Below are 14,470 nucleotides of genomic sequence, written 5' to 3' on the forward strand. Positions count from 1 at the left end.
CCATCAACCAGCTATCCTAGCTATGCTCTTACTGGAGCAGGGACAGTACGTTGGAGCTGGACTGGTTAGCCTGTGCCAACATGGACTGAGCGGCCTGCAGCAGAACATTATTCTTGGTGTAGTTGGTCATTTCCTTGGCCATATCAGCATCGCGAATGGTGGACTCAGATGCCTGTACATTCTCGGATGCAGTGGTCAGATTGATGGAGGTGTACTCCAGACGGGACTCAACAGAACCAATGGTAGTCTGCTGATCCAGAGCCTTCTGAATAGCATTATCCAGAACGTTAATAGCAGCATTTGCCTTGGTCTGAGTGGAGATATTCAGCTTAGTGCCATCTGCACCCTGGAGGCCAAGAGCCTCAGCACGCATATCAGTGAGGCCTACCTTAATGGACTGGTTAGCCTTAGCACCAACCTGCAGGCTGATAGCATTGTCATCAGACTTGTTCTGAGCACGGATAGTTTCCTCAAAGGCATCCAAAGCTGCATTAGCAGACTTCTTTACATTGCCCTTGGAATCGCTGATGCTGATATTGAAGCCAGAAATCTGACCACCGATACCAGCAGTATTAGCGGTAACGGTGATAGCATCCTTGCCAGAGGCAGTATCAACAGTATCATTGGAAGCAGCCAAGCCTACAGTCTTACCAGTCAGGAGTTTAGACTGCAATGCAGTCCTATCAGCTGCAGTATAATTAGTATTAGCAGTCTTCCAAGCACCAGACTTAGTCATCTTAGCAACCTCGTTCTGAATAGCAGTTAACTCAGTACCAGCGTTAGCGCCAGTATAGGAAGTATCAGCCTTTAATGCCTCGGTAAACTCTGTTACGCTACCATAATCATCTGCCTTTACCGTAATCTGCTTGGCGCTATTAGCACCAGCAGCATTATATGCATCTATTAATGTCTGGATACTTGCCTTAGTAACACTCTTCTGAGCTGCTTCGTCTTCACTTGCCTTGAAGGCTTCCGCCTCTGCAGTCTTATGCTCCATTGCAGTTTTAACACTACCCTTGACAGTATCTGCAGCAGTACCCTTGATACCCTGAGCTGCTAGTACACTATCATTTGCCTGATTTGCAAAAATATCGTTGGTCTTATCAATATCTTCAGCAGCATTGAAGATATCCTGCAGGGTATGAATCTTGTCAGTATTACCATCCTTATAGCCTACCTGGAAAGTAGTGGTATGAGTCTTACCAGCCTGTACATAAGATACAGTCACTTTATCAGTAGAATGGATTTCGAGGCTATCACCACTGCGGGAAGCCAAATCAGTCAGTGCAGTATCACCAGTAGTACCTTCTTTCAGGCTCTGGTTAGATAATGCAGTGTAGGTAGCATTACCAATAGTATTCTTGGAACCGTCAACCAAATACTTGCCGTTGAAGGTTACATTTGCGTTATCGTTAATCTGGTCGATGGACTGATCCAGTTCCTTCTGGATGGTCTGACGGTCAGAATCGGTGTTGGAATCGTTGGCTGCGTTTACAGCCTTTTCCTTCAAGGTCTTGAGAATCTCAACGGTGGAGCTTACAGCACCCTCAGCAACCTTCATCATGGAGCTGCCATTCTGGGTGTTCTGATTTGCCTGATCCAGGGAACGGATCTGCACACGCATACGCTCAGAAATTGCGTAGCCGGAAGCATCATCAGCAGCGCTGTTAATCTTCATGCCGGAAGAAACCTTCTGCAGGCTCTTGGACAGGGCGCTGGAGTTCTTGTTCAAAGTGTTGAGAGTGTTAATTGCGGTCATGTTGTTCTTTACGACCATAGCCATAGTAAATTCCTCCTTGATTTAAAAAACATCTAAAGAGAGATTGCATCCTTGCTATCTCTCCCATATAGGTAGGATTTTTCAGGAAAAATCCTGTCCCAGCCTCCGCGGAAAAATTGTCTGGTACAGGGATTTTCTCTACTCCATCCTCGGTGACTATATTTTAATATAGAAGTTGAAAAAATCAAGTATATTCGTAAGTTTTTAGGCCAAATTTCATTCCTGTGGCTACATGGGGGTTCTAGGGCCTCTCTGGCCCCATATGCCAGCCTCGCTCATGGCACTTAATAGTTTCCTAATTATTGCAACCGATCTGCAAATCATCTACCCCCACCAATTCCCCTATCCTCATACTTCCTCACAGCCCGCCTCTAACACCTGCCTACAACAGCCTTATTCTTGGCACAAAAATAAGGGCATATCCGCCTTACAAGCCGAATACGCCCCTTTTTTTCACAAATTCTGTAGATATTTAGTTTTTCTTATTGTTTATATTTTATTTTTCTCGATACATCCAATTTTTATAAATACAGCGATAATTCTCGATGATTCGCCAACAGTAGTTATCCTATGATTGGCATTTTTTTGACTCTCTTGGGAGTTACTATCGCCTGTATAGCTTTTGGCTACCAACTTGGCAAGGATATCAACAAAAGAAAATAACCGCCCCAGTTCCCAATCTTGAGCGGTCATTTTCTACTTAACTTTGAGGGCTAACCGTCTATCGGTAGCACTTTCTTTATATTTATTTTACTACAAACCTCAACAATATGCAATAAATTCTGATTTGACGAATACATCAATTATCTATACACTTCTCGTAGGCATGGCATATACCCTTACAGGCACGCTGGCGCTATATTGATGTGCAAAACTATCCCCTATTAATGGCGATATGGGAGTACCGCTCATTAGTGTATTCATTGTATCTTCCTGCTTTGGCACAATTTGGAACGACCTATTTTCTACGAAGATAACAGAATTATTGGGATTGACAGTATCGATAAGTCTTGATGATTCGGCAACAGCCGGAGGGGCATGACACTTTTGCGTCGGGAGACTCCTGCTTTTGCGCAGCAAAAGTGGCCCCGGTGGCACTCTCTATCACTACGGCCTCTGTGAATTGGCTCAGCGACAAGCGGCATTAATGCGTAAGGATAAATCTCCAAGTAGGGCCATTAAGTCGGACAGAGCAAAAGTCGTTATGACCGCAGGCTGTATCTCGAAAAACTTTGACATACCGAATTATATTTACAACTCTAGGGAGAAATATCTAACTCTGCAAATCAATGCTTTTTCAAAATCATAGCAATTTCATCACAATCTGGAAATTTGGGACAATCAATACAATCCTTCCAGATTTTATAAGGCAGTCTATCCTTATCCACCACCTCAAAGCCCAAAGAAGCAAAGAATTTTGGCTTATAGGTCAAGGTAAAATAGGTTTTTACCCCCAGAGCCTTCCCTTCCTCCATCAGCATCTTAACAATGCCGGTGCCAATGCCCTGACGGACAGCCTCAGGCGCCACTGCCATAGCACAGATTTCTGCCAGGGAATCCCAGGTTATATGCAGACCACCTACACCTACAACCTCGCCATCCTCATCTTCAGCCACCACAAAATCCCGCAGATTCTCATAAAGGGTGTTGCGGGAGCGAGCCAGCATTTCACCATTCTTGGCATAAACGGCAATAAGATTATATATTGTTTCTGTATCACTAAAACGTGCTTTACGGTAAAGCATGATACTATTCACCTCAACAAGAAAAATTTCCCTACAATATCCCCAAGCCATTACAGCCCAGCTGGTCTATTACCTACAAGCCGGCACTAGGGCAGACCTCCACCAAAGGGCATTGGTCACACAAGGGCTTTCGCGCCTTGCAAACCCTGCGGCCATGCCAGATAAGCCAGTGATGAGCCTGACTCCACAGCTCCCGGGGAATCACCTTCATCAGGCCCTTTTCCACCTCCAAAGGAGTTTCCCCCACAGCCAGCTTCAGTCTATTAGCAACTCGGAACACATGGGTATCCACCGCAATAGCAGGTCGATTAAAGGCAATACTGCTTACCACATTGGCGGTTTTACGGCCAACCCCCGGCAGTTTCAGCAAAGCCTCAAAATCCTCTGGCACCTGCCCCTGGTACTCACTAACCAGAATCCTACAGGTAGCCATAATATTCTTGGCCTTATTGCGAAAAAGACCACAATCCTTGATTTCTACCTCCAAAGCCTCCAGCCCCATATCAATAATAGCCTGAGGCGTAGGTGCCTTGGCAAACAATCTCTCTGTGGTAATATTCACCCTTACATCTGTACATTGAGCAGAAAGAATTACTGCAACCAGCAACTCAAATGGATTACCAAATCTCAGGGCTGGCTTGGTATCCTTATACACCTGCCCCAGAATAGCTATTTGCTCTGCTTTGATTTTATTTGTTACACGCATAAGCCATATACCCAAAACCGGGGAAGCAATTTCTACTTCCCCGGCCCATATACTAGATAATTTTTCAGTCTGAGGGCATCTCCTGCCTACTCAGACCAAGACCACAAAACCTACTTTCATCAGTTGGTCAAGCTACGGATTGGAGCAGGGATTCTACCGCCTCTGGCAATAAATGCCTCGGAGCTCCAATTGTTGCGAACCTTGACAATTGGGCAGCGACCAAGCAAGCCACCAAACTCAACACTATCTCCCACCTTTTTGCCAGGTACAGGGATAACGCGGACAGCAGTGGTCTTGTTGTTAATCATACCAATAGCAGCCTCATCAGCAATAATACCGGAAATAGTAGCTGCAGTAGTATCTCCCTCCACAGCAATCATATCCAGGCCTACGGAGCATACGCAGGTCATAGCTTCCAGCTTTTCAATGGAAAGAGAACCGCACTCAATAGCTTCAATCATACCCTGATCCTCGCTGACAGGAATAAAGGCACCACTCAAACCACCTACGTGGGAGGAAGCCATCAAACCGCCCTTCTTAACAGCATCATTCAAGAGAGCCAAAGCAGCAGTAGTACCTGGTGCACCACAGCGCTCCAAGCCCATTTCCTCCAGAACATTGGCAACAGAGTCACCAACAGCAGGAGTAGGAGCCAAAGACAAATCAATAATGCCAAAAGGTACGCCCAGACGACGGGAAGCCTCTCTAGCCACCAGCTGACCTACACGGGTAATCTTGAAAGCAGTTTTCTTAATGGTTTCAGCCACCTCTGTAAAGTCAGCACCCTTCAAATCCTCCAGAGCGTGCTTTACCACACCAGGACCGCTAACGCCTACGCTAACCACCTTTTCTGCCTCGCTAACACCGTGGAAAGCACCAGCCATAAAAGGATTATCCCCAGGAGCATTAGCAAATACTACCAGCTTGGCACAGCCCAGAGCATCCTGATCACGAGTCAGCTCTGCAGTTCTCTTAATGATTTCACCCATCTGACGCACGCAGTCCATGTTAATACCAGCCTTAGTAGAACCCAGATTAACAGAGGAGCAAACCACATCAGTAGTAGCCAAAGCCTGTGGAATGGAATTAATCAGAATCTTATCCCCATTGGTAAAGCCCTTCTCCACCAATGCAGAAAAACCACCAATAAAGTTTACGCCAACCTCCTTGGCAGCCTTGTCCAGAGTCTCTGCCACTGGTACATAGGAATCAGTCTTGCAGGCCTCAGCAGCGATAGCAATTGGCGTAACAGAAATACGCTTGTGAATGATGGGGATACCGTATTGAGCCTCAATATCCTCACCAGTTTTTACCAAAAACTCTGCAGATTTGGTAATCTTGTCATAGACATTGCGACAAAAATTTTCAATATTAGGGTGAGCACAATCACGGAGAGAAATACCCATAGTAATAGTACGGACATCCAGCTTGTTCTCTGTAATCATGCGATTGGTTTCTAAAATATTATCTATTGTAATCACAAAAAGTCCTCCATCATGAATCCATATATTGCAACAGACAATTCCTGTCCAGAACAGCCCCTGCAATATACCATCTGCGGCTATTTTCGGAAATTAGATATTATGCATAATATTGAAAATTTCCTGATTCTGTACCTTGATTTCCAGCTCCTGCTCCTGGCCCTTGGCTCTCAGCAGCTTCTGCAGCTCTGGCAGATTAACATCCTTGCCTACAGTCTCTGCCATCATAATCATATTGAAAAAACCATCCATGATATTCTGATTTACACTAAGAATATTGATATCATTCTCTGCCAAAATATTGCTAACCATAGCAATAATACCAACTCTATCCTTGCCAACAGTTGTAACAACCAATTTCATGCTAATATCTCTCCCATCATAAATGCAAATAAAGTCCGATGTTTTCACATTATATCATAAATAACCCACAATTTACACATTTTTTTACAAAAGTACATTACAGGTTTACAACTTTTTGTCATTCATATGCTTACTGAGGCACTGCTTAATGGTTTCTAACAGCTTTTTTTCATCCAAAGGCTTAGACAGATGCATATCCATCCCCGCCAACTTACTGCTGACAATATCATCAGCAAAGGAATTGGCTGACAGAGCAATAATGGACACCCTTTCCGCATCCCAGCGCTTCATGGCCCTTATTTTTTCCGTTGCCTCCCAGCCATTAAGCCCCGGCATCATAATATCCATAAGGATAGCATCATAATACCCTATCTTTGAGGCCCAGAACTTATCCACAGCCTCTTGACCGTTCTCAGCCTCCTCCACCTTGATACCATTATCCTCCAGCAGGAATTTGGCCACATCCCTGTTCAGTTCATTATCATCCACAGACAAAATCCGTTTCCCTGCCAGAGATATCTCTTGATAATCCCCATAATAATCCAACTGGACCTGATTGCCTATTTTGAAAGGTATCCTGATAACCGCCTCAGTACCCTCACCCTTGTTACTGATAAGCTCAATAGTACCTCGCAGCTTATCCGCCAGCTTTTTAGCAATGGACAGGCCAAGCCCGCTGCCTGCATATTTGGTATGGTCTGATTTTGCCTCCTGAGTAAACATCTCAAAGGCCTGAGACAAAAAATCCTCACTCATGCCTATGCCGTAATCCCGGCAATAAAAGGCATAAACCACATTATTCCAATGACCGCTTTCCTCCTTAAACCAGACATGGACACTACGGCCAGAGGGAGTAAATTTAATGGCATTATCAATTATATTAGCCAAAATCCGCCCGGCATATACAGGATTTCCCTCCAGGAATCTATGGCGAATAACATTCTTCCCCCATTCAACGACGAAATTAACCCCATTTTCCCTAGCCTTGGCCTCCGCATCCTTATTGATTCCATCCAAAAACTCCGCTATATCAAAGGTTATATTCTGAGGCATATACTCCTGATTTTCCAGCTTGTTCATATCCAGCACATCATTCAGCAAAGACAAAAGATACTTCAAGGCTTCCCTGCTCCGCTGACGGCATTTATCCTGTATCTCCAGATTATCTGGATAACGGCTTGCCAAATCCACCATGCCAATAACCCCGTTTAGCGGGGTGCGTATATCATGGCTCATATTGGACAGGAATCTATTTTTTGCCTCCGATTCTCTTTTAGCCACTGCCTCCTTGTAGCGAAGATTTTCCTCCAACCGCTTGGTTTCACTAATATTTCTCAGACAGCACAGCACATTAGTAACCTGCCCCTTGGCATTACGTTTCTTTACAATAAACCGTAACTTCTGCCAATTACCGCTTTTCAGCTGATACTCTGTTATCAATGTATCCTCATGAGCCAGCTTATCCCCCAGCTTCCTCAGATTGCAAAATTCCTCTGTCAATTCCTGATATGGCTCTGATACCATTCTGCGGCACAACAGATGCAGTCTTTCAGAAGCACAGCCCTCCCGGCCTGTCAGCTTGTGAATCCCATCTGTAGTAGATATTTCCTCGAAGTAATCAGCCTGCAAATCTATGCGAAAAATTGCATCATAACTTTTGCCAATAGTGGAGATAATCTCGTTATTCAGTTCCAGCTCCGCCAAGGCTCTCTGCAGCTTTTCCTGAGTGGAAACCTCTGGCTCCAAAATATCATCCACATGACGGAAACTCATAAATACCTTGAACTCCTCATCATCCACATGAACCTTCATTACCTGGGTATCAAAGAATTTCTTACCAGATTGATTAGGCAAAGACCGATAATGATAGGTAATAACCTCTCTCCCCAGCAATTTTTCCTTAAGACTCTTACAGTTGAACCATGCCAAAAACTCCTGTCTGTCCTCAGGAGCAATATATTTCTCTCCATATTGCCTTGCATACAAATCAAAGTTTTCCAGCTCAACCTCCTCTTCCATCTGCAAGTTCTCTGCATTGGTATTTTTCCCCAGCTTCAAGGCAGTAAAGCTGCCCGTATTTAAATCAATATAATAAACCGCTGTAAAATCATAACACAGCTTGTCCATAATCAGCTTATCCCGTTGGAACCGCTTCATCTGCGCACCACCGGTATCGTCATTAATAAAAATCCAGAGAGAGAGATTCTGCTCCTCCTTCTTGTCAGAGTATGGCTTTATCTGCAGCTTAATAGGAACATCATCCAGCCTGCGATAGTAAACCTCCACATCCATGCCAGCCTTAAGCTGAATGTATACCCTATCATAGTCCAGCACCTGCTCCACCATATTATGGTAGCGTAAGGCAACCATAGAAGCGATATAATCCTCCATAGCCTTAGAGAAACATCTTCCATTTTCTTCCGCATTCAAACGAAAATATTCCGGAGCCAATATTTCCCGAAATTCATCTGTCTCCCTATCAACCACATATACCCCTAAATATTCAGGAGCTATCTGCCTGATAAACTGTTCAGCATCCTGCTTTTCCCTGACCAGCTTGCTCATAGCTCCATCCTCCTTATCCTAATACCATCTCTATTCTGCATCTCCATCACTCCGCACCAGTTGACACAATACCTGCCTTAGCTTGGCCATATCCAAAGGCTTAGCCACATGGGCATTCATCCCTGCCTCCAAACATTGTTGCACATCCTCCTTGAAAGCATTGGCTGTCATAGCCACTATAGGTATATCTTTGGCTATAGAAGAATCCAATCCGCGGATTTTCTTGGCTGCTGCTAGACCACCCATAACAGGCATCATCAAATCCAGAATAATTACATCAAAGCTCTCAGGAGCAGCCACAAAGGACTCCACAGCCTGCCGACCATCTGCCACCACTGTAAGCACAGCCCCCGCATCCTCCAGCAAGGTCTTAGCTATTTCTGCATTCAAGGCATTGTCCTCAGCCAGCAATATCCTTATACCCTGAATATCATAGCATTCCTCAACCTTTTCTACCTCCAACTGAGGTGTCGGAGCAATTTCCAAAGGCAGGGTAATCAAAAAGTTTGAGCCTTTGCCCTCCTGGCTGGTAACAGCAATATTTCCACCCATTTGCTCCAAAAGCTTTTTCACAATGGACATACCTAGACCAGTCCCCTGATAGGTAGTTCTAGCTCCCTTCTTTTCCTGGGAGAAAGGTTCAAAAATATGCTGGATAAACTCCTGACTCATGCCTATGCCGGTATCCCGTATATCCCATTGATAAACGACCTTATTACCGCCCTCAATCCAGCTTTTGATACTGGTAGAAATACTTCCTCCCAAATGATTATATCTAATACAATTACCGTAAATATTCAACAAAATCTGGCGCAGATAAAGCTGGCTGCTATAAACATATGGACAGGTAAGCTCCGGCACCTCCTGAGATAATTTTATACCAAATTCCCTAGCCCTATCCTCGATAATGCTGGCCACTTCATTGATAATATTGCCCATATCCACCAACTCATGACCTATTTCTAACTTGCCAGATTCCAGCCGGCTGGTCTGCAGCACATCATCAATCAGGGAAAGCAGATGTTTAGCGGCAATCTCCATCTTTTTGCAGTTTTTTCGCACCAATTCTTCATCATGATGATGAGCTTCATTGATTTTAATCAACCCCATAATGCCATTAAGAGGTGTCCGCATATCATGACTCATGCCGTGGAGAAACTCCGTTTTAGCCTTATTAGCCAGCTCTGCCTTCTGCCAAGCTGTTTCCAGCTCCTGCTGATGCTTTTTTTCTGCCATCATGTAATCATTAATATCTACAAAAATACCGATACAGGAGCGAGCTGCCCCAGTAATATCCCGACGGAATTTGGCAGCTCCCCGCACCCAGATATATGTGCCATTTTTATGCTTAACACGATATTGGCAATCAAAGAGGCTATCCCTTTCTCCCGCTATGGCTGTGGCAAAAGCCTTTCGCACAGCAGGCAAATCCTCTGGATGAATACTTTCGTCTATAAACTCCATAGTATTGAAAAATTCATCCTCATCGCCATAGCCTAGAATATGCCGTAATTCATCTGAGGCCCAGGTTTCTACAATTTCCTGCTGGTCATTAAACTTAGCTGTCCAGCGGGCAGCATGAGTCAGCTCCCGCACATCTCTCATTTCCTGTTCATAGGCCTGCTCATCAATCTTCCGCTGTTTGGCTTCCAATTCATCATTAAGAGCACGCACCTCTTCCAATTGTGCCTCCTGATCCATCATCACCTGAGCCAGCTTGGCATTAGCCTTCTGAAGCTCTGCCTCTCTGGCCTGCAAATCCCTTTTTAGCTTTTCCTCCCGCTGTACATCATTGTTAATATCAAAAATATTCCCCACAATATACTTGTGGCCATTCATTTCCACTTCCTTAGCCGTACCGGATACCCAGTGGTATCCATCCTTACCCAGCATCCGAAAAACATTATCTCCTTGCAGATGATAGGCCTCATCCCCATCTGACTTATAGCGAATGCCTCTGCGCCAATCCTTTGGATAAATCAACCTGATATATTTATTGCTAAATCTTTCCGCTATTTCCCTTTTAGTCCAGCCCAGAATATCCAAAAACCGCTGACTCATATACACCAAGGGAAACCCCTTTTCCCGGGAGTTTTGACATATATAAAAGCCCCCAGGCACATTCCTGATTAACTCTAAAGGAACCCCCTCTATACCAATGGCATTTTCCTTATTTTTTTCAGAATCTACAGGCTTTTCCATATCCCTTCAACGCTCCATTCGCCTTATACTACCCATATACCTATACTATCAGCAGCATTCAACTTACCCCGAATTTATCTCCCTTAGCCAAGCGCTGGCCAAAGGCCTCTACAGCCATTTGCCCCATACTTTCTCTTTCTCTTTCTCTTTCTCTAATATTAAGCTTATTCTGACCATATTTCAACATTCTCAGACAAATATCTGGTACACTACTACTTAATTTCTACGCAAACAAAAAAAATCCTGCCACAACTCTGGAAAAATCAAATATCCACAAAATAGAAAAAAGTTGTCCGCAGTGAACAACTTTCTCCCATTGGTTTAATATAAAATATCCTTTATGTATTTTTTTATGCCTTTTTCAGCAGAAAAATCATATTCTACATTTTTTTTAACATAATACGCCCCAATGCTTTCCATGAGAATGGGTTCATTAGACGGAATATAGTCTGCATATCCTTTTCTGGCTAATTTCCATGGTTCTTCTTCATGGGTAATTCGCTCCAGCATTTTCCCGCTATACTCACCAAAGGTATTAACAACCAAATCTACAACCATGCGTTCTTCATGGCTAAGTTCATCTTCTGTACCTTCCAAAATTGCAAACCGCGCGTCATCAATAGGATTATATTTAAAATCTCTAAACAGATCATATACCTCTGGATATACCGGTCCATGAACCCATGCCTGACAATTTTCACTGAACATGGGCTTGCCATTTAATGCATAGGATTCCCCCTGAATAAAGTAAAGTAATTTTTGAAGCATTAATGGTGTTACTTCCTCCAGCTTTTCAAATACATAGGAAATAACCCTCAGCATCTTATTGGAAACAGAAAAGAGCATTTCCAGTTGTGTTGCTGCATTCCAAGCCTTATTATAGGCAGCAGGAGACAGCTTATCTTTATTTTCATTCAGCTTCTGCTTCATAAAGGCTGGAGAAGATAATGCCTTTTTCATAATAACAGAATACTCCTTAGAAGGTATCTGACCAGAAAGGTATCTAGTAATGGTAACCTCTCCAAAACCAAGAGCAAGGGACAGAGGAGCCTTGCCTATTTTATAAATTTTCATAAGCCGCTCAATATCATCAATCGATACAATATTTTCATAGTCCCTATATTGCGTATCAACCTCCTGAATATTTCTATCAATTAACCCTGAAATACTCATTTCTTCGCCACATTCATCACATATAGCAACCGTAATGTAAAATGTATACTCCTTATCTTTAATTCTTTTATTTATATTTCTCTTTTGTAAAGTAAAGTTCGTCTCTTTTCTGCAGGCAGTGCAAAAATCAACTCTTCCTTTGTTCTCCATAGTAATACCTCCCCATTAAATCCCTATTTAAAATAGTATTTAATTTTACTTCTGCAAGATATATATCAATATCACTTTGCGTTATATCCAATATATCAATCCCCTATCCCAATAGATGATACTTTTTTGACATAATCCTATCATCATTATAAATCTATGATAGGATTATGTCAATATGCCATCACATTAACAGTAATCATTTTACAGATACTTCCTGCTACCGCCGAGAGACGGTTACTACACAACGTAAATAAATACTCAAAAAGAAAATCCACCTAGGTTAGAGACTTTAGGCGGATTTTTCTATGTCTTTAATGCGACAATATTAATTTTTAAACATAAATAATACACCAAAACAAATCAAGCCTATTCCTAAAAACTTGTTCATTGTAAGTGCTTCACCCCAAAAATACCATCCAGCAAATGCTGTTACTATATATCCTGCACTAAGCATAGGATATGCAACACTAACCTCTACTCTAGACAATACAACCAACCAAACAACAAAACTTAATACATAGCAGGTCATACCTCCCAAGATATACAGATTTGCATATACATTTTCCAGCATTGCAATTATACCAGATACATCTAGACTTATCCCCCCTACAGACTGCATTCCCTGCTTCAAACATAGCTGCGCAACAGTATTAAGAGCCACTCCTCCCAAAATAAGGACTACATTTATAGAACTCATTTTTTCACCTCATCAGGATTATACCTTCCAAAAAGGTTTGCAAACAAAATTTTCAACAGATTGGTATTCCCACCTAAAAAACTAATTTTTGTTGGCACTTTTCCTGCATTGGGATATTTTCTTGTAACAGGCACCTCGCATGATTTATAACCAAGCTGGCTAGCTCTAACAGATAGATATGCCAAAAGCTCATATCCCAGAAATATATCTCTAAAAGGTGCAACTCTTGCATCAGTCAAATAACGAACTGAATATCCCCTAAAAGCATTCGTAGTGTCAGTAAACCATTTGCCTGCTGTTAAGGAAATCAACGGTGCATGCAATAATCTTACTGCAAAATATCTTATCTTAGGCGTATTAATGGCACAACCACCTTTAATAAATCGTGATCCCTGAATAAAATCATAACCGCTTTCCAATTTTTCAATGAATTTATATACATCCTCAATACTATCCTTGTTGTTACCATCAATTGTCAATATCCCCTGATAACCACGAGCAATTGCCCAATGCATGCCCATACGAAGCTGTGCTCCCTGCTTACCTGCATCCTGCTTCACCAGCAATGTATTTACATGCAAATTTTTTAGCCTTTCACTTTCTGTTGAACCGTCTGTTGAACCACCATCACATATAACAATATCGACCAAATCCTGCACGCCAGCGACAGAAGCCCGCTCCAATTCCTTAACAATACGTTGACCTTCATTAATAATTGGTATCAGCAATACATAGTTATGTTTTTTGGGATAGTATTCTTCTGCAGAAAATTTAGGTACGCCATTTGCTTTGTCATATATCTTCATATTAGCAAAATACACTCCTAACATATTCCATGCATTGCTTCAACTCTGCATTGCTTATATTTACCATTTCAATTGACACATATTTGTTATACCCATTTTTTTCCAAAATTTCTGCTAACTCATTATGCAACTTTCTTTTTTCTATCATCTTCAATCCAGGCTCGCTAATATGTACATGGGATATCATCTCTATATTATCTGCCAGCACATCTAACCCTTCATTATTAGCCAACAATGTACCTACATCAAAATTCAATTTAACTCCCTCAGAATCCACTTGCTTAATAAATTTCAATGCATCCTGTGTAGTATTAAGAAAATTAGTCCCATATATAGCAGGGTTTGCTTCCATCCCTATTACAACTTCCCTATCCAATGCGTAATCTCCTAGTTGACGGAAAAAATCCACTGCAAGACTATGAGCATTATTTAAATCAGCATTTTTAGGAATATTCCTGTTTTTAGGACAGCCAAAAACAAGATTCTTTGCTCCTACAGCATTTGCAAAATCTATAGCCTTCATAGTATAGTTAAGCAGAAAGTTTCTTTCTGCTAAATCACCAAATAGCATTTCCTGTCTGCCATACCAAATAGATTGTAAAGAGATTATACTAAGCTGCCTATCCCTTCCCATCATATTTGCCCATTTTTTTGCCTCATTTATATTTCCATAAGGATCTACCGGAATCACTTTGCCTGGTGCAATTTCTAAGCCTGTATAGCCATATTGTTTCATCAATGCCAATATAGTTTTCTCTTGCTCCGCAGGCCAAGCAAGATTGGATATAGCTAATTTCATTAC

At 42.4% G+C, this 14,470-nt stretch carries 12 protein-coding genes; all 12 read right to left on the reverse strand.

Annotation, left to right across the window (positions count from 1 at the left end; all coding sequences use genetic code 11):
* Positions 1-28 precede the first annotated feature (28 nt).
* Entirely contained in the window at positions 29-1,783 is a 1,755-nt protein-coding gene (locus I6E26_RS07685) for a flagellin N-terminal helical domain-containing protein (protein ID WP_235321268.1), read from the reverse strand.
* 1,283 nt (positions 1,784-3,066) lie between these two features.
* Positions 3,067-3,525, reverse strand: coding sequence for an N-acetyltransferase (locus I6E26_RS07690; RefSeq protein ID WP_235321269.1), 459 nt, complete (start codon positions 3,523-3,525; stop codon positions 3,067-3,069).
* A gap of 73 nt (positions 3,526-3,598) precedes the next feature.
* Positions 3,599-4,231 carry an endonuclease III gene (nth, locus tag I6E26_RS07695; protein ID WP_235321270.1) on the reverse strand — a complete coding sequence of 211 codons (633 nt, stop codon included), beginning with the start codon at positions 4,229-4,231 and terminating at the stop codon, positions 3,599-3,601.
* Positions 4,232-4,350: 119 nt separating this feature from the next.
* A complete protein-coding gene (locus I6E26_RS07700; protein ID WP_235321271.1) occupies positions 4,351-5,712 on the reverse strand; it encodes a PFL family protein in 1,362 nt (453 codons plus the stop codon).
* 93 nt (positions 5,713-5,805) lie between these two features.
* Complete coding sequence (locus I6E26_RS07705; RefSeq protein ID WP_235321272.1) at positions 5,806-6,075, reverse strand: ACT domain-containing protein; 270 nt, start codon at positions 6,073-6,075, stop codon at positions 5,806-5,808.
* Between the two features lie 105 nt (positions 6,076-6,180).
* Positions 6,181-8,640, reverse strand: coding sequence for an ATP-binding response regulator (locus tag I6E26_RS07710; protein ID WP_235321273.1), 2,460 nt, complete (start codon positions 8,638-8,640; stop codon positions 6,181-6,183).
* A gap of 30 nt (positions 8,641-8,670) precedes the next feature.
* Positions 8,671-10,842, reverse strand: coding sequence for a PAS domain-containing hybrid sensor histidine kinase/response regulator (locus I6E26_RS07715; protein WP_235321274.1), 2,172 nt, complete (start codon positions 10,840-10,842; stop codon positions 8,671-8,673).
* A gap of 58 nt (positions 10,843-10,900) precedes the next feature.
* The gene (locus tag I6E26_RS11240; protein WP_268824850.1) at positions 10,901-11,029 is read right to left on the reverse strand and encodes a hypothetical protein; all 129 of its coding nucleotides are present in this window, start codon (positions 11,027-11,029) and stop codon (positions 10,901-10,903) included.
* Between the two features lie 134 nt (positions 11,030-11,163).
* Positions 11,164-12,165 (reverse strand): type II toxin-antitoxin system antitoxin SocA domain-containing protein, encoded by a 1,002-nt coding sequence (locus I6E26_RS07720; RefSeq protein ID WP_235321275.1) that lies wholly within the window; start codon positions 12,163-12,165, stop codon positions 11,164-11,166.
* 325 nt (positions 12,166-12,490) lie between these two features.
* Positions 12,491-12,862, reverse strand: coding sequence for an SMR family transporter (locus I6E26_RS07725; protein ID WP_235321276.1), 372 nt, complete (start codon positions 12,860-12,862; stop codon positions 12,491-12,493).
* Complete coding sequence (locus I6E26_RS07730; RefSeq protein ID WP_235321277.1) at positions 12,859-13,668, reverse strand: glycosyltransferase family 2 protein; 810 nt, start codon at positions 13,666-13,668, stop codon at positions 12,859-12,861. The genes I6E26_RS07725 and I6E26_RS07730 overlap by 4 nt, the downstream gene beginning before the upstream one ends.
* Position 13,669: 1 nt before the next feature.
* Positions 13,670-14,467: a sugar phosphate isomerase/epimerase family protein gene (locus I6E26_RS07735; protein WP_235321278.1), complete on the reverse strand. Its 798-nt coding sequence runs from the start codon at positions 14,465-14,467 to the stop codon at positions 13,670-13,672.
* Positions 14,468-14,470: the final 3 nt, after the last annotated feature.

This window comes from Anaerovibrio lipolyticus (assembly GCF_021531495.1).
Classification (GTDB): Bacteria; Bacillota; Negativicutes; order Selenomonadales; family Selenomonadaceae; genus Anaerovibrio.